The following is a 20,159-nucleotide window of genomic DNA, read 5'->3' as shown; positions in this document are numbered from 1 at the left end:
CCTTTTTTAAGCTCAATGAGCTGATTTCAACCTATATGACTCATATACAAGAAAAAAAGAGGTCGTAACCTCCTAGGCATCATCTGAATTTCCAAATGTGTCTATTTCGTTACAGCCTCTTTTCTATCGTTATTTTCCCAAACAGAAATTGGTAAACAAAGTATCTAATAAATCTTCTCGATGTACTTCTCCCAAAATTTCCTTTAGAGATGTATATGCATCTTGAATATCAATTTCTAACAAATCCAACGCAACACCATCCTTCATAGCTTGTATTGCCTGCATCATGGATTGTTTAGATTTCATCATTAAAGATATTTGACGTTCATTCGCAAGAATAGGTTCTTCAATAACAATCTGATGCTTATCAAACATCCTATGAATCTCATCAACGAGTTCTTGAATGTCATTTTGAATAGCACTGATTCTTATACCTTCTCCATCCGAATATAAATCTTTTTTATTATATACAACGATTCTAGTTTTATCTTTTGTTAATGCTAGGAGTTGTTCATCCTCTTCATCCAATCCTTGACTTTCATCCAACAGCACAAGGATTAGTTGTGCTTCTTCGATTGCCTTTAAACTTCTTTTGATTCCAATTTTTTCTACTGTATCTTCTGTTTCTCTAATACCCGCAGTATCAATCAAATTCAAAGTAAGTCCCTGTAAGTGTATCCTTCCTTCTACGATATCTCTTGTAGTTCCGGCAATATCGGTTACAATTGCTTTTTCCTCTTGTAATAAAGCATTCAACAAACTACTCTTCCCTACATTTGGTTTTCCAACGATTGCTGTTTTAATACCTTCTTTTATAATTTGTCCACTTTGTGCATTTGCTAATATTCGATCTATTTCATCTAGCCACTCCTTTGCCTTTGGCAAAAGAATATCGCTTGTAATTTGTTCTACATCATCATATTCAGGATAATCAATATTCACTTCAATATTGGCAATCATATTCAACATATTCTCAATCAAAGGTTCTAATAGTTTTTTTACACTTCCCTTAATTCCTTGTATTGCTAATTTTGAACTTTCATTTGTATCCGCTTGAATCATATCATTGATAGCTTCCGCCTGCGTCAAATCAATACGACCATTTAGAAAGGCACGCCTACTAAATTCACCTGGAGTTGCCAATCTTGCTCCCTGTGATAGAAGAATTTGTAAAATTTTCTTCGTAATAAAACGACCTCCATGACAATTGATTTCTACGATATCTTCACGGGTGAACGTCTTAGGTGCACGAAATACAGATATCAAAACTTCGTCTACTTCTTCCTTGGTGATAGGATCTATAACGAACCCATAATGAATGGTATGGCTTGTAGCATCCATAACCTTAACAGAAGTGATTGTACTTGCGATTCTTATAGCATCATCACCACTTAATCGTATAATCGAAATTGCCCCATCAACAGCAGCTGTTGATATAGCCGCAATTGTATCTTGTAGCATAAGTTCACCTTCTTCTTTAATCAATGGCTATATTATACCAATTTCCTAGCTATTGTAAAAGCGTAAAAAAAAGAAACACAAAAGCTTTTGCGTTTCTATATGGCGTTAGCATCCATTGAATACTTTGTACAATCCTGTGTTCTATGTAAGAATGCATATTCAATCAAATAACGTCGAAGTGTTACATGGTCTTCATATATTCCTTTTAAGAACTCATTGAGTTCATTCTCTGTATATACACGATGAGGTTCAAGTTCTTCACAGATTCTTCTCAACACCATGATTTTTTTCTTTTCTTTTGCGGGAATTTGTTTCAAACGCAATGGGTCTTGTGAAACAAACATCGTATCATATACTTGTTGTTGTTCTTCAAGCGTTGCCACAAAGCGTTCATCAACACCACGTGCATCATCATGTACATCGATTAAATCATCAAAGGAACCTTCCAAAGACAATTCATATAATGCCAAATACATGCGCATCTGTTTTGCTTTTTCTTTGAATACAAAGCGTTGATGACGCACAGTTGAAGGACTCGTATTTGTAAGTTCCGCAATTTCTTTATCACTTTTACCTTCGTACATATATTGTAACAATTTCTTTTGTACATCAGTTACTGTAGAACTCTTTTTATCCAACTGTAGTAGTTGTGCAAATACGGAACTGTGTTCTTTCTTTATATGCATTTCCATAGCCTTTTGTGCTCTATAAAAATGTCCATCAATTGGAAATATTTCTCCATCTTCGAAACAGGCATCACAAAAGTTACAATGGTATATATTGTGTTCGTCAAGGGTATAGCCGTTTTTGATATCTTCTAATCGTTTTCCTGCATTTTTCATGTTATCACCAACTTTGATTATAACATTTTTTTATTTAATTTGCGATATGATGATGAAAAACAGGAGTTTCATAATTGATAACTTTAAATGTATAACCTTTTTTTACTAAGTGTTCAATAATTGCTGGTAGAGCCTTCACTGTTGCGCTATTGCCTGCACCATCATGCATCAACAACATCACTTCATCTAATTCTCCTATTTCTTTTATCGCAGTAGATATGAGTGTTGCACTATCTAGACTACTATTTCCATCTCCATTACTCGCATTCCAATCATAGTACTGATACCCTTTCTTCAATAGTGTATCCGATAAAGACTTCATAATGCCATTACAATACTTGCGAGAAACGGTATTACTAGCACCTCCAGGAAAACGAAAGATATTTACTTTATGCCCAATTTGTTTTTCAATTAGGGTATTCACTTTTTCCATATCTTTCAAATACGCCTCTTCACTTGCGTAGATTTCTTTATAGTTATGCGAATAGGTATGAATACCAATCGCATGTCCTTTGTTAAACTCTTGGAAAATCAAGTCTTGATAGCTTGTATTCTCTCCAGTCACAAAGAAAGTTGCTTTTACCTTGTAGGCATCTAAAACATCCAATATAGCCTGTGTATTTTGACTAGGTCCATCATCAAAGGTTAGATATACAACCTTTTCTTGTTCTCCACTTACTGTTGTTGTGTTTTGCTTGTCATATGGTTGAAATTTCTGTATCCATAAGGATGCGCCAAATACAAACAATAAGAATATTACACAACAAATCACGACATCACGAAATGCTTCTTTTCTCATTGTATCACTCCCAAAACTAGCATTCCCTATTCTATTGGATTTATGTACCCTAGTATTTGTAAATGTAATATGCTATTCTAAATGAGAAAAGGAGATTTACAATGAATACATATACAAATAAATTTGAAAAACTATTAAAGGGAGTTGGTATTTTAGAAATGGTCTTTGGATGCATTTCAACTCTTATATTAATTACTTCTGTAATGAAACTTAGCAGTGGAGAATATGTATTGTTGATACCAATATGGCAATACGTGGGTACTGCAATAGTGCTTATTCTATTACAAATCTTTATGGGAGTGTTTGCGATTCGATATGCGAATACGGACAAGGTAAAATATTGTGTTTACGTTGGTTTTGCAATTATGATTTGCATTGCGCTCAATACTTTTATCTTAACTTCTTCACAAGATACAAACATTATATCCTTCTTAAGTTCCATTTTATTTCCTGCATTGTATACGGCTGTCGCAATAAATTTACAAAACTTTCATAAGCATGCATAGGGTATAAACGAATCATACTATGTATACGCCATAAAATAGGAGTGCAAAACTCCTTTTTTTCATGGTACACTCTGTTATAATAAGGATGAGGTGATTAATATGCGTTATGATGATAGTTTCATTCAAGCTTATTTACAAGAATCTCCATTATCAAAAGAACCCTTTTATAAGGATATCCGCAATTATCAAAAGCCTGATATAAAACGTAAAGATATTGTAGAAGAACTAAATACAAAGCTTTCTAGCATTGTTAATGATTTTCCAGTATTCAATCAGACTTTATGGAATATGCTGTTTTCAGATAAAGAAAGTTATTTAGATACTATATGTATCCTTCCTGTAGTTGGAAGTGATTCTATGAGCACACGTGTACTAAGAAATGATGAAACTTATATTCTTATAGATTTGATTTGTGTTGCGAATTATACACGCGTTGTATCTCAAATGGTATATATTTTAAAGAACCATATTACCTTTGAAGTTACAAAACTTTGTATCTTGAAACAGTACCCTTTATCAGGAGAGAATTATGCCCATATTTTAAATGCATCTGCTTTTATAAATGGTTTAGCTCACTATTTATCTTGGAATGAGTCTTGTGAACTGTATAAGTTTTATACTGAGAAATATGAACCACATAAAGAAAAAGCCTTTGGTTTATTAACACAAGCTATGACCATTGATAATCGCGCTATGCAACAGAAAATTATAAAACATATTCGTTCAAGTGAGCTTTGGGATCAATTTCCTGCTGTTGCGGGAATGTTCTATTTCGATGATATCTATCGGGAACTTGGAAAAAAAGGAATAAAGCAATTATATGCTATGGGTCCTAAAAACTTTATTGCTCACATCTTCGAACAAGAAAGTGATTCATAATGAATCATTGAAAAGATTTGCATCTTCCAACATGAGTGGATTTTTTGCTCTTTCATTATCCATTATGATTATGAATAGCCTTCTTCCTATACTTACACATACGAAGTGATACGCTGTTTTCCTCATAATGGACTTTTTTTAATCATTATGTAATTTCATCCATATCACAATGTGATTATCTTCTAGTAATCATCATAATATGGTACCATCATAATCTTCTTATGTAACTGTATCTTTGTATCCCATACCCCTACGTGCAATTACATAATTTGCACTCATATGGATACTCCTTCCCTTTGCTTTCCTATATTTCCCCTCTCCTATTTTACTAGTGTTTCTTGGATCAACACAATTGAAGCATACGTTTCAATGTCCTGTCGAACACATTCCCTAGCGATTTTTTCAAGTTCTTGATAGTAGAATCTTTGTGACATCGTCACTGTTTTCATGAGCACCTTTCTTGTCTTTTTCATAGTATAACATAGTACAAATAAGATGCAATTCTATATATGATATATTTTGATGCGTCCCTTAAAATATACCTTGTTTGTCCTATATTTTCGAAAAATAAATAACGTAATCTAACAACTATCTAGCTTTCTATTTCATAATGCAGATTTTTAGTAATTTTGTAGTTTGTTTACAAACAGAACTTTCCTATTAAATAAAAGACAACAGCTCAAAGGCTGTTGTCTTTAGTAGTTATTTGGTGAAGCATCCGATGTATGGTTATGCTCTTTTTCTGCTTTGATTTCAAAGTGTATCATCAAGGATAACAATGCTCTCAGCAGAATAATAGCACCTAAAACATAGATTTCACTTATGTTTCTTACCAATACCGTTTTTAAAATTTCAGCTCCCATTTTGAATTCTAACCCTAACGCTAATGCATTGGCTAATTCAATTCGAATAGGATGTTCATCGTCTTTTATACTTGCGATGACGTAATGGTAGAATGCTTTTGTTGAGCCAATCAAAATAACGATGACTCCAATAATTTCCAAGATCGAAATGATCTCTGGCAAAACTTGTTCTAAGAAATGCTCAAGCATAATCATTTCCTTTCTTTACATATGTATTCTATGTTTTTATGATTCTGCGTAACGTGAAACGATTTCACTTACTGGTCTTGATTCTTCAATTGCTTTTATAACTTCTCCAAGGATTGGTCCAACAGATAAAACAGTCATCTCAGGATATTGTGCAGCTTTATCATCTTGTGCAATCGTATTTGTACAAACAAATCCATCAAGTTCACATGATTTTAAACGTTCAATAGCAGGGCCTGATAATACTCCATGAATACATGAAGCATAGACAGCAGTTGCCCCTTTGTCTTTTAACATCTTAATACCTGCAGTTAAAGTTCCTGCTGTATCTACGATGTCATCAATTACAACCGCAACCTTACCATTTACATCCCCAATGATGTTCATAGCTTCTGCTACATTTGGTTTTGGACGACGTTTATCAATGATTGCTAATGGCGCATGTAAAATTTCTGCTAACTTTCTAGCACGTGTTGTTCCACCATGGTCTGGAGATACAACAACGATATCATCTAAGTCCTTTTCTTTGAAATATCTTCCGATGATTGTAATTGCTGAAATATCATCTGCAGGAATATTGAAGAATCCCTGAATCTGAGTTGCATGAAGCTCCATTGTAATTACACGGTTAGCTCCAGCTTTTTCTAACAAGTCTGCTACTAATTTCGAAGTAATAGGTTGTCTTGCTTTTGCTTTGCGATCTTGTCTTGCATATCCAAAATATGGCATTACAACAGAAATGTGTCCTGCACTTGCACGTTTGCATGCATCAATGGCAATCAACACTTCCATAATGTTGCTAGAAACTGGAGCACAAGTAGATTGAATGATATATACATTCTTTCCACGTACAGATTCTCCAAGTTCTACCATGATTTCACCATCAGAGAAATGTTTTACATCACATTGTCCTAAAGGTATTCCTAATTCTGCTACGATTTCATTTGCTAATTCTACACTTGATGTTAATGCAAATACTACTGTCTTCTTTTCCATTCTCCTACAATCCCTGTACCTTTCCTATTTGTTCTTGTATGTGGTTCCAAAGCCTTTTTTGATTGACTGACGAGATCTAGCGATTGCCATATCTCCATCGTCAACAGAGTCTGTAATTGTTGAACCCGCTGCCAATAATACATTTTCGCCAACGGTTACTGGCGCAATCAAATTACAGTTACTTCCAATAAATGCTCCATCTTTTACAGTGGTGCGGAATTTATTCTTACCATCATAATTTACGGTAACGACTCCACAACCAACATTGATCTTCTTACCAAAGTCAGAATCTCCAATGTACGTAAGATGTGCACATTTACTACCTTCCCCAAAGTAGGAATTCTTAAACTCAACAAAATTTCCAATACGGCAATCCTGTGCAATCTCAGTATGATTACGAAGATGTGACATAGGTCCTACCGTAGTATGTGAACCAACTTTACTCTCTACGATTTTACTACTATCAATGACTACATGATCACCAATAATCGCATTACGCAAGAACGAATTCGGAAGAATTTCTGTATTCTTTCCGATTACAGATTCACCTTGAATATGAACGTTTGGATAAATAATTGTGTCTTCACCAATCACAACATCAACATCAATATATGTGTTCTCAGGATCTACAATAGTAACTCCATTTACCATATGTTTGTTGTTAACATAACGTTTTAACCACGTTGCTGCTTTTGATAAATCTACACGATCATTCACACCCATTGTTTCATCTGGATCATCCACAATCATAGCATTTACAGATTCGCCTTTTTTATTAAATATTTCTACTAAATCTGTTAGATAATACTCATTTTGAGCATTTTCATTTTTAATTTCTTTTAAGCCTTCAAATAACCCTTTGTTATTGAAACAGAAAATTCCTGTGTTGATTTCCTTAATTTCTAATTCTTCTTCACTACAATCTTTTGCCTCTACAATCTTGCATACATTGCCATTTGTACCACGTACAATTCTTCCATAACGTGCTCCATCTTCAAGCACAGAAGTCAAGACTGTACAAGCATAGCCTTTATTCGCATCAAACGCTGCCTGTATTGTTTCTGGTTGAATGAGTGGTCCATCCCCACACAATACAATGGTATCGCCTTCTACATCTGCCAAACTCTGAGCTTGCATAACTGCATGTCCAGTTCCTAATTGAGGTTCCTGAAGCGCATATTCCACTCCATCACCTAGATATTCTTTTACACTTTCAGCTCCATGTCCAACAACAACAACGATACGATCTACATCGCACTTTCTCAAACTTGAAATAATGTGTCCAATCATGGGTTTATTCATTACTGGATGCATTACTTTATTGAGAGAAGATTTCATTCTTGTTCCTTTACCAGCTGCCAAAACTATCGCAGATTTCATAAAAACATACCTCCGCCTTATATTTTACCAAAATTTCGCGATAAATAAAAGGTGTTCCTATTTTTTATTCCATAAATGCTAGTTAAAATTCCTTACTTTATGCTATGATAAACGTAACTGAGAAAGGATGAACTACATGAATAGTAGAAAACTTATATTTTTTGATATAGATGGTACGCTGGTAGATAGTACCACTCATACAGTACCAACGTCTACACAAGACACTCTAAAACGCCTGAGAGAAGCTGGACATATCTTATGCATCTCTACAGGAAGATCTTTAATATCCTTAATGGAGGCAGGGTTTCACGAGCTCATTGACTGGGACATTTACTTGTGCAACAACGGGCAGGCAATCTATGACCATGAACAGAAAAACATTCATCTTGTGCCAATTCCACCTCGTGCAGTAGAAGCATGTATTGCCAAAGCTAACGAATTAAATTCTCCTCTATTTATTATTGGAGAAATCAATCGTCTTACCAGAGAGGCTGATGAAAATGTTATCACCTCCGCAAACTTCTTTAACGAAGTTATTCCACCCGTTATTCCATACGATGGTAGTCCTGTCATCATGATGATTGCTTATGGTCCTTTTGGATACGACTATAAAGATTATCAAGACATTGAAGATCTTACGTTTATTCCAGGACAATCAAATTACTCTGATGTCGTTTTAAAAGGACACAATAAATTCTTAGGTATCCAGTTTGTGCTAGAACATTTCAATATGAAAGAATATATTGCGGTTGGAGATAGCTTAAATGATTATGATATGATTAAAAATGCAAGCATTGGTATAGCTATGGGAAATAGTTGTGAACCTATAAAAGAAATCGCCGATTTTATTACAGATGATGTATTGCATGATGGAATTCTTCACGCAATGACAAAATGTGAACTTATATAACCCTAAACAGTAAGGATTTTTCCTTACTGTTTTTTATGTCCAAGAAAAAGGGCATCTATTGAAAGATACCCTACGCTTTATGAATTTCTCTACAAGGAAATATGAGTTCTATACTAAAACAATCCATATCTTCATCAATGCTTACATTCCCACCCATTTCTTTCATCATCTTGGTAATGCTCTTAAGTCCAATATGTGTACTTTCTTCTTTTGTCGCATCTTTTTTCTTTTTATTCTTTACCTTAATCGTAACTAAACCTTGGTGCACTGATAAACTTACAACCACCATATCTTTTTCTGCATACTTACAAATATTAGAAAGTAAATTATCATAGATACGATTCATTAACTTATGATCCGCACGTATTTGAAATGGTTGTTTGTCAAAGGCTTCATATACTTTTATATGACGCTCTTTTAAATCATCACAGAATAAACCTAACAAACCTTTAATGTCATCTTGTGTAAATGTAGATAAATCTACATCATCATTTTGTGCATATACCAAGAAATGATTGAACAAACGATCTGACATCCCCTTAATTTGTGCAGCTTTTTCTTTGCTTTTATGAATATATTTATCCTTTTCTTCATCCGTTTTATATATCTTTAAATCGACGATATCCAAATACCCAATCAAAGAGGTAAGTGGAGTGCGTAAATCATGGGACATTGCGGTTACTAATTCTTCATTTGCTTTACGAGCATCTTCCTCTTTACTCATATTTTCATAAAGAGCACTACGAAGATGATTCAACTGTTTTGCAAGATCAGTTATTTCATCACTTCCCTTATACATGATGGTATGATGATAATCACCATTCTCAATCAATTTCATCTCCTCGCTTATTTCTAAAACATAACGCATCTTACGATGAACATATATCATAATGATACTTATAAACAACAATACAGCGAATACACAAATAATTATCAAATAACGAATCATAAAGACAACCCCTTGATAAGAATCTACATATAATGTATACGTTCCATCATAGAAGTGTAAATCGTATTGTTTTGAAAGTGGTTCATATAAGCGAACCATAAAACTTGATGTTTGTATATATGCCTTATTCTCTAGATTACTTATCAAATACTCGCGGTCAACGTCTGCTTCCCCATCATATAAAAACATCGTTAACCCTTTGAATTTATGCATTTCTTTTTGAATATTTTTACTATCTTCTTTTGATATATTTTTTTCAGTTATATTACTTTGTAACGTTTTGATTTGTTCACTCGTTTGTTTTTCTATTGCACTCTTATCATTGAACATATAGAACATACGGTAACGATTGAAAAACAACATCCAAAATACAAGTACCGAAACACATGCAGCCACAATTACAATTCCTATTAATTTTAAAGATAATCTTGAAATCCTCATCTTCCTATTCAAAACGATACCCCTTTCCCCATACCGTCTTGATATACATTGGATTCTGAGGGTCTACATGAAGCTTCTTACGTAAGTTTCGCATATGTACCATAATGGTATTGTTTGCAGTATACAAGTATGGACTTTCCCATATGATTTCATATAATTCTTGATTTGAAAACACCCTTTTAGGCTCACATAACAACAACATTAAAATACGATACTCTATTTCTGTTAACGCAACACGTTCTCCATCTACATGTACCTGATTATTTTCAAGATTCACCATCAAATTATATTTTTCCACAATTTTAGAATCATGTGTTCCTTCTTTTCCCTTATATACACAATATCTTCTCAACAAAGCTTTTACTCGAGATATTAGTTCATTATAGGAGAATGGCTTCACCAAATAATCATCTCCACCACAAGAAAACCCCAATGCCTTATCTCCATCTAATGTCTTCGCAGTTAAAAACAAGATAGGAGCGTTACTTTTCTCGCGTATTGCCCTACATGCTCTGTAACCATCCATCTCTGGCATCATGATATCCAAAATGAATAAATCGATACCATCTATACAAGCAAGTGCCTCATTTCCGTTTTCAGCCTCTACGATTTCATAGCCTTCATTGCTCAGTAATACATTTACTACTTCGCGAATTTCTGGACTATCATCCGCAATCATTATTCTCTGTGCCATACATTAGACCTCTCTTCTTGATTCTATTATACAATATTCAACGATAGATTCACTATAGGCATGCATGATAATTAAGATACATTAAGATTTCTTTCGTAGTCTTTTTCTATAGAGGGTGGGATAATACGAAGTAAAGTGAGGTCTAAGAGATGAAATTGTTAAGTATCGTTGTACCATTATATAATGATCAACATGGATTGAATGTTTTCTATCAACATGTGATTAGAGATTTAAAACAATTAACAGTTAATTATGAATGCATTTTTATAGATAACGGTTCTCATGATGCGACGCTTTCTATTTTACGAAACCTAACAGAAAAAGACTTTCATTGTCATTATATCTCTACAAGCCATAACCTTAGCGTCATGGAAGCTTTGTATATTGGTATGCAACATGCACAAGGAGATGATATTGTTATTATGGACATTTATCATCCGACCTACATGATAAGTAAACTCTATGAAGTTAAGGAAGAAAAACATGCTAGCGATATTGGTGGATTCCTAAAAGCAAAGAATGCTTCTTCTAAAAAACAAAAGCATTTAAGAATTATAGACGCTGATATTATTATGGAATATATTGCACAACAGGATTTTGATGGATTCAAAAGCTATTTGAATCATGATCATAAAAACATACTTTGGTTGCCATATACAAATATGGAGGAAAAGAAAAATACTCAATTCCAAAAATTGTTATCTTCGTTGAATATAAAATATGAGAGACGATTCATATATATTCTCTTTTGTTCTTTATTGACTACCTTATTCTTTATCCCGTCTATTTTAATTCTTCACTATCAACTTGAGTTTGAATACAGCGCATATATCTCAGTATTACTAACGCTTTGTATTTATGCCATTCTTGAAGCTATGCATTCTAGATACTGTTGTTTCCATGCTTCAACTCGACAAGAAAAAGTAAAAGAATCAACATTTTAAGCAACCTATAAAATACAAATAACAGAGTCTTGTAGCGCGAGTAATCAAGATTCTTTTTTTTATATAACAGAATAGATATGTATGTAGTTTATGCAATAACTTGCGATTACATTATTTCTCTTTTTACTCATATCCACATAATGCATTATATTTATTTCATTTTCTTTTTTACAATATTTATAAGAATTCATAAAATCTAATGAAATAAATTGCGGATTGTTATACAATTAAGATATAGAAACACTGACTGGTATTTTCAAATCGGAGGGAGTACTACATGGACGCATGGAACAAAAAATCAATCATAGATTTTACACAGCGCTTACTAAAAATATATTTTGAAACAAGGGATGTTGAACATTTATCAGAATATATGCGAAATGATATTTCATGGATTGGCACTGGACAGGATGAGTTTTCAAATTCTTTTGAAGAGTCTATGCGCTCCCTTTTAAAAGATAAAGAAGAATATAGTGGATGTTTTGAAATCAAAAACACCGACCTAGATATTACATTTTTAGATGACAATGTTTGTGTTGTGTATGGAAATGTATACGCAATCGCACAAGATAGTAAAATAGCACCAGAACATTTGCGTTTAACATTTGTAGTTGAGAATATGGATGGAACGTTAAAGGTAACACACTTACACTCTTCTCATCCAGATAATAATCAAGGGGATGGAAACTATTTCGTTAAGCAAGAAGACCGTGAAGATAATAAATATTTACGTCAAGCTTTACATGATCGCAATCAACAACTAGCAGATTTGATAGTAAATATCCCTGGTGGTATTCATCAATGCAAGGACGATGAAGATATCACACTTATTTCCATGAGTGATGCTTTTCTAACCATGTTTGGATATACCAAAGAGGAAATAGAAACTCTCTTTGATAATAAATTTATGAATATGGTTCATCCTGCTGATCGCAAAGGGATGAAAGCAAGCATGAAGGAACAGCTCAAACATGGTACGAAAATGGAATTGGAATACCGCGTATTATGTAAAGATAGAGAACCTATTTGGGTTTTAGATAAGGGATGTCTTGTGAAAGACTCTAGCATAGGTCCATGCTTTTATTGTTTGTTAATAGAAATCGAACAACGAAAACAACAGGAAGAGGAATTGCGTCTTTCTTTAGAGCGACATCAAGTCATAATGGATCAAGCAACGGATATTATTTTTGAATGGGATATACGAAAAGATACACTTACGTTCTCTACTAATTGGTTCAAAAAGTTTGGATATACTGCAATCGAACAGAACATTAGTGAAAGGATACCTGGGTCTACAAACATCCATTCTGATGATATATCTGCATTTGTTGATATTATGAAAAATACTTCTGCTGGTGTACCTTATTCTGAAACAGAATTCCGTATACGCAATAAGCAAGGGAATTATATATGGTGTCGTATACGTGCTACTACACAGTTCACACCTGACAATCGACCTATCAAAGCAGTTGGTGTTATTGTGGATATCGATGAAGAAAAGAAACAAAAACAACTTCTTCTTGATCAAGCACAACGTGACGCATTAACAGGCTTGTACAACAAAGCAGCAGTACAAGCTTTAGCAGAACAAAAGATGCAAACAAAAGGACTGCGATGTTATCAAGCACTTATGATTTTGGATATTGATCAGTTCAAAGCTGTGAATGATACCTATGGACATTTGTGTGGGGATTCTGTTCTCTCTGATGTTTCTGCAGTATTAAAAAACCATACACGTTCAAGCGATATTGTCGGGCGTATTGGTGGAGATGAATATTTAGTATACCTTCCTGAGGTAAAAGATGAACAAAGCGCTAAGATGAAAGTGGAACAACTTCTTGAAGCTATCCGTATGATTATTCCTGATCTTGGGGCCGCACCAATTACATGTAGTATTGGTGTGACAATTGCGCCACGTGATGCAATTGATTTCTACACACTGTACAAACATGCGGATCAAGCATTGTATCACCAAAAGCATAAAGGACGTAACGGAGCATCTTTCTATGATGAAACACAAGTATACGATTATGAAGAATCTATATTCAGCGCTGTAAATGATAGCATTGTATCCGATGAACATAAGGTTGTGGATGAAGGACTAGCACAATATGCATTCCGTACACTTTACGGGGCAAAGGATATAGGATCTACAATTTCTCGTTTATTAGAAATTATTGGACATTCCTTTGATGTAAGTCGTGTATATATATTTGAAAGTTCGCAAGATCGCAAGTATTGTTCTAATACATTTGAATGGTGTAATGAGGGTGTTTCAAAACAGATTGATAAACTACAAAAGATTGCATATGTAGATGATTTGGGTGATTATTTAACAAACTTCAATGAAGAGGGTATGTTTTATTGTGAAGACATAAAAAATCTCCATCCAGATCTTTACAATATACTCCAACCACAAGGAATACGTTCCATGTTGCAATGTGCAATGCTTGATGAAGGCGAGTTTGTCGGCTATGTCGGATTTGATGAATGTAGAGAAAACCGTTCTTGGACAACTCGAAGGGTAGAGTCCTTCAAATTGACAGCTGATGTATTATCATCTTTTGTGATCAAGTATAGACAAAAACAAAAGCTACAAAAATAACTGTATGCTATCTCTTTCGTACCTTTGAAAGAGTAGCATTACAATCGGAATTGGCAAAGCAGAGTCCTCCCCCTTATCTCTGCTTTGCTTTTTTATTTTCTTCCATCGATTATAGTTTATACTCATATATATTATGATAAAAATAAATATTATATGTAAAACTATCTTTAATTATTGTCAAGTAAACTTGACTTTTTTGTGTGCTTTATGCTAGTCTTAATGTAGGAATAAAATTAATATAGTAAAGATTATGTAAGGAGGAAAAGAGAACGTATCGTGGGAAAAAATTTAAAGTTAAAGTCTGCACGAGCAGCTCTTGATATGACACAAAAAGATTTAGCGGAAGCAATAGGAGTAAGCAGACAAACAATGAACGCTATTGAAAAAGGAGATTACTATCCGTCTATAAAACTTTGTGTCGACATATGTAAAGTCTTAGATAAAACCTTAGATGAATTGTTTTGGGAGGATTGATCATGAAAAAATCAGGACATTTGGATGAACTTCAACTATTAAAAAGAGGAAATATTTTCAAGCATGGATTATTTTCTCTTATAGGGCTACTATTAATCAATGCACTGTTGTATTCTTGTGGAATACAGTGGACAGAAGGCAAATGGTCGGAACTGACTATTATCCTTTTCGTTGTGGTATTATGTATCATCGAGTTTATCTGTTACGATATATATCCTTTGACAGAAAGAAAGCAAAAGCGTTTCATATATTTTTCAGGTTTGTTCGGTCTGTTGGCTATAATTGCCTGCATGTATGATTTTATATTTGAATATGCCAAAATAATTGTAAATGGAAAAATTTCAGAAAGTGCTCTAGGCGTGATTTATGGGGCAATGTTATTATCAACATTTATTGCCTATAAGCTGAAAACAAAATATAATGCTAATCACGAAATTGACGAATAAGGAGGTATGAAAATGAACACACCAATTTGGGTACCTTTCATCATTGTTGTTATACTTGTCATAATATCAATTATTTTATTACTGGGAAAAGCCAGCTTTTTGATTGCTGGATACAATATGTTACCAAAGGAGAACCAGCAAAAATATAATACGAAAAGACTTTGTCGTGTTGTTGGATGCGGTTCAAGTGTTATAGCCATAATTCTAGGAGTAGCAACATTTTATCGTTTTGAAATGCCTCCAGCTATATCTTGGATTATTCCGTGGGGATTATTTGCTACAATAGCAGTTGTGGCAATTTTAGTTCATACAATATGTTGGAGAAAGCCATGAACGTTTACTTCTAAAAAAAGGAAAAAGCCTTTCCTAGATAATCCGCAATACATATTGATGATTGAGGCATTGGCTACTAATTCAACGAAGAAAAAGCATAGGCTGTGTATCTCTATTCAGTGAGTTACATACTATGTATGCTTTTTTATTATTTATCATGCGTTTTTATTCATAGCATCATATTTAAACTCTTTCATAAGTGGTAAACTTAACTCTTAAAGCCAATGTTTTACTTATAAATCTAGTGTTTAAACGAAAATCGGTATTTTATCTAAATTTATTATAACAAATAAAATTTTTAATTATGTATTTTACTCTTCTTTTTCCTCAAAGCAATTACACAAACAAATGATAGAGATATAACAATCATAACTACATACATATGCGTGTTGTCTTTTTCTACTCCTGTTACAACATCTTTTGTGCTATTGTCACTTGATGAATCTTTGTTAGGAGGAGTAATTGTAGGTACTTCTTCGGCATTCCAAGCATATACTGCATAGTAGCTTAAATGTGTCACTTTAAACATTAAAACATCTTTTTCTTCAGATAACATAGGTATGAACTCTTCTACTTTTTCACCTAGTTCATTTATATAAACAACTTTGTAATTAGTATAATTTCGTTCATTTTCTTTTAATTTGATACTTACCCAAATCTCCGTGTTTTTTATATTTACACGATCATTATCTAACAACAAATAAATATCATACACACTCTTCAAGTTCTGACTATCTTGTACAAACTCTTTATCATTGGCATCAATTTGCAAAACATAACGACTGTCTTGTGCATTTTCAAATCTAAGATTTCCATCCGTTGTATCGTAGAAATCTTTTAACCAATGAGCATATAATATTTCATCTTCTACAACATTCACTTTATCAGTATCTTTTTTTTGTGTTCCTTTTCCATATGGTTGTGTATACCAGCCACCAAAGATAAGCGTTCCATTCGAAGGTGTTGGTAGCGCTCCATAGACTTGATCATAAACAATTTCTTTTTGTTGCATTGTTTCTTCTCCATTTTTAGCATCAAAGAAAACTTTGGAAGTAATGTTCTCCCATTTTGCATAAATGGTTGTATTTTGAATGATTTGTTGGTTATCAAAATCCCATTCGATCGTATAATTCTCATTTTGATACCAGCCTTTAAATGTATATCCTTTTTTAGTTGGATTAGTTGGTTTTGTAATCACACTACCATGTTCTACAGTTGCGCTATCTAATGTTGTATTTGCAAAGGTCACTGTATATTTATTAATGTTCCATTTAGCATACAACGTTATAGGTCTAATAACAGTATCATTATCAAAATCCCAACGTGTCACGAATGTTGATTCTTTGAACCAACCTCCAAATGTATAACCTGTTTTACTTGGATCTGTTGGCTTTAGAACTTTATTACCATAATCAATTGATTGACCAGGGATTCCTATTTCATCAAAGGTTACAGCATACTTATTGATCTCCCATTTGGCGTAGATAGTTGTATTTTGAGTAATCTTATCATTAGTGAAATCCCATGTTGTATTATATGTTGGTTCTTTATACCACCCTATAAACGTATATCCTGTTTTGTTTGGATCTTCTGGTTTTGTAACTACGCTACCATGTTCTGCTGTTGTACTATCTAATGCAGTATTAGCAAAGGTCACTGTATACTCATTGATCTTCCATCTTGCGTATATCTTTGTATTTGCGGTAATAATATCATTGGTAAAATCCCAAGGAGTTGTAAAGTTTGATTCTTTGTACCATCCCTTAAAAGTATAACCAGTTCTACTTGGGTCTGTAGGTTTATCAACAGGAGACTTTTCTTTAACGACTACTTTAGAGTCCGCTGTTCCATTATTTGCTACAAATGTTACATCATACCCCCATGCTGCATATAGTGTAATATTGTCAATTACTGTGTCAGTATCAAAATTCCACTTTGTAGTAAGCGCACTATCTGTATACCAACCAACGAAGGATACACCGGCTTTCGTTGGATCACTAGGTTTAGTTATCAAATCTCCTTCTTGTACTTCTACTGAATCAACATTATTTCCACCTCGTGAATCAAAAGTTATTGTTTTTGCCCATCCAGCATATAAAGTCAAATTCATATACTCATCAGTAGTTAAATCAACACCTGTTGTATCTGCTACAAATGGTGTTGTACATTCTTCATCCGTATACCATCCAGTAAACGTTGAATCCTGTTTATTTGGCGTAAATTTATCAGCAATAGTTTTCTTTGTTACCGAAAATTCGTCTCTATTCGCAAAAACAAAATGATCAAAATAACGAACTTCTTCTTCATCAGTAGCAAATTTTCCTCCATTGGCATTATACAGTGGTCCTCCATATGTTCTTCCAGTGATTGTCTGGTCAAAACCTGATAACTGTGACGCTTTACTAATGATAATCGTTGGAACTGGCTCACTAATAGTAGGATCTGCAATGGTAAACACATCTTTGATACCAAGACTCGAAGTTTGTAAATTTGGAGTATTAAAATCTTCTAAATCAAACACTTGAACCGAAGAACAATTGACAAATGCTTGTGCCATAAAGAGAATCGCTGTTGAATTGAAGCTGCTTAAATCGATTTTCTTTAATGACTTACAACCATTAAACATATCACTTATAGTTCTTACCCTATTTAAAGCTTCTGCAGGCTCTGGTGCTGTAGTAAAGCCAGACACATCTAGGTCTACAAGTGATTCACACCCAGCGAACATTTTATCTATTTGATTTACTTTTAATGTATTAAAATTTGTGACATCCAATGCTTTGACTTTCTTACAATTCAAAAACATGCTATTCATACTTATAGCATTACCCGTATTAAAATTACTTACATCGATGATTTCTAAATTTTCACAGTTATAAAACATTTCTGAAAATGCAGTAACATTCGTTGTATCAAATCCTGAAACATCTAATGTTCGTAAGGAAACACAGTTAGAAAACATCCTTGCTGTATTTTTTACGGACGAAGTATTAAAGCTTGATACATCTATCGATGTTAACAATACATCGTCATGGAACATATCTTCCATCTTTTCTACTTTGCTTGTATTAAAACGCATGCCTTTTATCTGCTTTAATGATTTATTTTGTTGGAACATTCCTGACATAGAAGTTACATTGCTTGTGTCCCATCCCGTCACATCAACAAATTCTAATTTTCCATTTAAAGTAATAGCATTGCTCATGTTTATAATATTGGATGTATCTAAATTACTTAAATTAAGCGTAGTTAATGCACTTTTTGCTCTGAAAACGCTCGTTAAAGTGTTCTGAACCAAAGTGACTTTGCTTCCTGTATCCTCAATAGTAATAGATGTCGTAGTTGAAGGGAAAAAGCTCTGATATTTACTCGAATCTGAACTAATATCGATAGCTACCTTTTTACCATCAATAAGAGATGGAATTACAATATCTAAATTACTCCCAATGTATTTTGTAAGAATATATAAATCTCCATTTAACAAATATTCCCAATTAGATAACACATCTGTTGCACTGCGCGTTGCATTTCCACTTGCTACTGCTTTGGGCTGTTCTCCTATGGAAGATATATCGCTTGTTTGCTCTTTTATATCAGTACGAGGTGTTTGCTCTTCTACTGATCGTTCGCTTTCTTTTACTTCTTCAACATCACTCTCTTCTTGAATGAGGTTTTCTTCTTGTGTAGTATCTACTTCTTGATCAGCTCCTGTTGTAACAACATTCTCCTCACCAGCCGCATCAACAACATTCTCATGAATTTGAAATACGCTACATGTTAGTAACAACACTAACATAATTTTGCGTATCTTGTTTAATAGGTCATTTTTATGATTGTTTTTTCTTTTCATCTTACCTTCTCCTTTTTTACTAAAAATCAGCAATATGTATGCAAAAAAATGTCACAGAACAAATTTCATTTTGTGCCAAGATTATTTATCATTTTCATGATGATTATATCTACCAACGCTTACATACATACCATTAAATCCCTTTTTCATACACGCCTCCGTTCATAAATCTATAGATTTTGAGACTATGCCATAAAAAAGATTTTGTTTATAAATGGCGAAAAAAAAGAATAAAACATGACAGATTACAAGGAAATATAGCTATCTAGATAGCTATACTTTTACAAATTACTATATAAATTATAACATGTTTTTACATAAAATTACTTGCTTTTTTGCAAGCTCGCCCTCTTTCAGAAACCCCTTTCAATAGAATTTCCAACAATGAATATACCCCTATGTGACTATATCGGAAAATAAATTGATTTAAGTTCAAGATTGTCATAAACATACCTCTTATAAGTAAGAACTAAATATTTATAAAAAAGATGTCCTGAAGGACATTCCGAAAGATTAAATTTCGCCTGTAGATATAGTATACTATCTATAGGTGATTTTTTTGATTAAAGACTCTTCTGTTTTCGCTAAAAAAGAACTTGCT

At 33.5% G+C, this 20,159-nt stretch carries 18 protein-coding genes; 8 read left to right on the top strand and 10 right to left on the bottom strand.

What is annotated here, in order from left to right:
* Positions 1-129 precede the first annotated feature (129 nt).
* The 3 genes from mnmE to ACWG42_RS13940 form a co-directional block, all read right to left on the bottom strand.
* Positions 130-1,461 carry a tRNA uridine-5-carboxymethylaminomethyl(34) synthesis GTPase MnmE gene (gene mnmE, locus ACWG42_RS13950; protein ID WP_455793173.1) on the bottom strand — a complete coding sequence of 444 codons (1,332 nt, stop codon included), beginning with the start codon at positions 1,459-1,461 and terminating at the stop codon, positions 130-132.
* Between the two features lie 95 nt (positions 1,462-1,556).
* Positions 1,557-2,303 (bottom strand): DUF2087 domain-containing protein, encoded by a 747-nt coding sequence (locus ACWG42_RS13945; protein ID WP_455793172.1) that lies wholly within the window; start codon positions 2,301-2,303, stop codon positions 1,557-1,559.
* Positions 2,304-2,337: 34 nt separating this feature from the next.
* Positions 2,338-3,102, bottom strand: coding sequence for a polysaccharide deacetylase family protein (locus ACWG42_RS13940; protein WP_455793171.1), 765 nt, complete (start codon positions 3,100-3,102; stop codon positions 2,338-2,340).
* A 101-nt stretch (positions 3,103-3,203) separates the two neighbouring features.
* Here ACWG42_RS13940 and ACWG42_RS13935 point away from each other — a divergent pair, with 101 nt between their 5' ends.
* The gene (locus ACWG42_RS13935; protein ID WP_455793170.1) at positions 3,204-3,608 is read left to right on the top strand and encodes a hypothetical protein; all 405 of its coding nucleotides are present in this window, start codon (positions 3,204-3,206) and stop codon (positions 3,606-3,608) included.
* Between the two features lie 99 nt (positions 3,609-3,707).
* Entirely contained in the window at positions 3,708-4,487 is a 780-nt protein-coding gene (locus tag ACWG42_RS13930) for a hypothetical protein (protein WP_455793169.1), read from the top strand.
* Positions 4,488-4,807: 320 nt separating this feature from the next.
* Here the strand turns inward: ACWG42_RS13930 and ACWG42_RS13925 are convergent, their stop codons facing one another.
* The 4 genes from ACWG42_RS13925 to glmU form a co-directional block, all read right to left on the bottom strand.
* On the bottom strand, positions 4,808-4,936 hold the full coding sequence (locus ACWG42_RS13925; RefSeq protein ID WP_455793168.1) for a hypothetical protein: 129 nt from the start codon (positions 4,934-4,936) through the stop codon (positions 4,808-4,810).
* Between the two features lie 246 nt (positions 4,937-5,182).
* Complete coding sequence (locus ACWG42_RS13920; RefSeq protein WP_455793167.1) at positions 5,183-5,545, bottom strand: DUF1622 domain-containing protein; 363 nt, start codon at positions 5,543-5,545, stop codon at positions 5,183-5,185.
* A gap of 30 nt (positions 5,546-5,575) precedes the next feature.
* Positions 5,576-6,532 carry a ribose-phosphate diphosphokinase gene (locus ACWG42_RS13915; RefSeq protein ID WP_455793166.1) on the bottom strand — a complete coding sequence of 319 codons (957 nt, stop codon included), beginning with the start codon at positions 6,530-6,532 and terminating at the stop codon, positions 5,576-5,578.
* A gap of 24 nt (positions 6,533-6,556) precedes the next feature.
* Entirely contained in the window at positions 6,557-7,912 is a 1,356-nt protein-coding gene (gene glmU / locus ACWG42_RS13910) for a bifunctional UDP-N-acetylglucosamine diphosphorylase/glucosamine-1-phosphate N-acetyltransferase GlmU (RefSeq protein WP_455793165.1), read from the bottom strand.
* A 136-nt stretch (positions 7,913-8,048) separates the two neighbouring features.
* On the opposite strand from glmU, the gene ACWG42_RS13905 reads away from it, so the two are divergent.
* Positions 8,049-8,822, top strand: a complete 774-nt coding sequence (locus ACWG42_RS13905; RefSeq protein ID WP_455793164.1) for an HAD family hydrolase — start codon at positions 8,049-8,051, stop codon at positions 8,820-8,822.
* Between the two features lie 70 nt (positions 8,823-8,892).
* On the opposite strand, the gene ACWG42_RS13900 is transcribed toward ACWG42_RS13905, so the two are convergent.
* Both ACWG42_RS13900 and ACWG42_RS13895 read right to left on the bottom strand, forming a co-directional pair.
* Positions 8,893-10,224, bottom strand: a complete 1,332-nt coding sequence (locus ACWG42_RS13900; protein ID WP_455793163.1) for a histidine kinase dimerization/phospho-acceptor domain-containing protein — start codon at positions 10,222-10,224, stop codon at positions 8,893-8,895.
* Positions 10,217-10,906 (bottom strand): response regulator transcription factor, encoded by a 690-nt coding sequence (locus ACWG42_RS13895; protein ID WP_455793162.1) that lies wholly within the window; start codon positions 10,904-10,906, stop codon positions 10,217-10,219. The genes ACWG42_RS13900 and ACWG42_RS13895 overlap by 8 nt, the downstream gene beginning before the upstream one ends.
* 149 nt (positions 10,907-11,055) lie before the next feature.
* On the opposite strand from ACWG42_RS13895, the gene ACWG42_RS13890 reads away from it, so the two are divergent.
* The 5 genes from ACWG42_RS13890 (at position 11,056) to ACWG42_RS13870 (ending at position 15,708) form a co-directional block, all read left to right on the top strand.
* Complete coding sequence (locus tag ACWG42_RS13890) at positions 11,056-11,850, top strand: glycosyltransferase (RefSeq protein ID WP_455793161.1); 795 nt, start codon at positions 11,056-11,058, stop codon at positions 11,848-11,850.
* 277 nt (positions 11,851-12,127) lie between these two features.
* Positions 12,128-14,455, top strand: coding sequence for a diguanylate cyclase (locus ACWG42_RS13885; RefSeq protein ID WP_455793160.1), 2,328 nt, complete (start codon positions 12,128-12,130; stop codon positions 14,453-14,455).
* Between the two features lie 276 nt (positions 14,456-14,731).
* Positions 14,732-14,929 (top strand): helix-turn-helix transcriptional regulator, encoded by a 198-nt coding sequence (locus ACWG42_RS13880; RefSeq protein WP_455793159.1) that lies wholly within the window; start codon positions 14,732-14,734, stop codon positions 14,927-14,929.
* Positions 14,930-14,931: 2 nt separating this feature from the next.
* The gene (locus ACWG42_RS13875; protein WP_455793158.1) at positions 14,932-15,375 is read left to right on the top strand and encodes a hypothetical protein; all 444 of its coding nucleotides are present in this window, start codon (positions 14,932-14,934) and stop codon (positions 15,373-15,375) included.
* A gap of 12 nt (positions 15,376-15,387) precedes the next feature.
* Entirely contained in the window at positions 15,388-15,708 is a 321-nt protein-coding gene (locus tag ACWG42_RS13870) for a DUF3784 domain-containing protein (protein WP_455793157.1), read from the top strand.
* 298 nt (positions 15,709-16,006) lie between these two features.
* On the opposite strand, the gene ACWG42_RS13865 is transcribed toward ACWG42_RS13870, so the two are convergent.
* On the bottom strand, positions 16,007-19,558 hold the full coding sequence (locus ACWG42_RS13865; protein WP_455793156.1) for an InlB B-repeat-containing protein: 3,552 nt from the start codon (positions 19,556-19,558) through the stop codon (positions 16,007-16,009).
* Between the last annotated feature and the right edge of the window lie 601 nt (positions 19,559-20,159).

The organism is Amedibacillus sp. YH-ame10, assembly GCF_053848885.1.
Note: the sequence above shows the minus strand (reverse complement) of the source record. Positions and strands in the feature narration are given on the sequence as shown.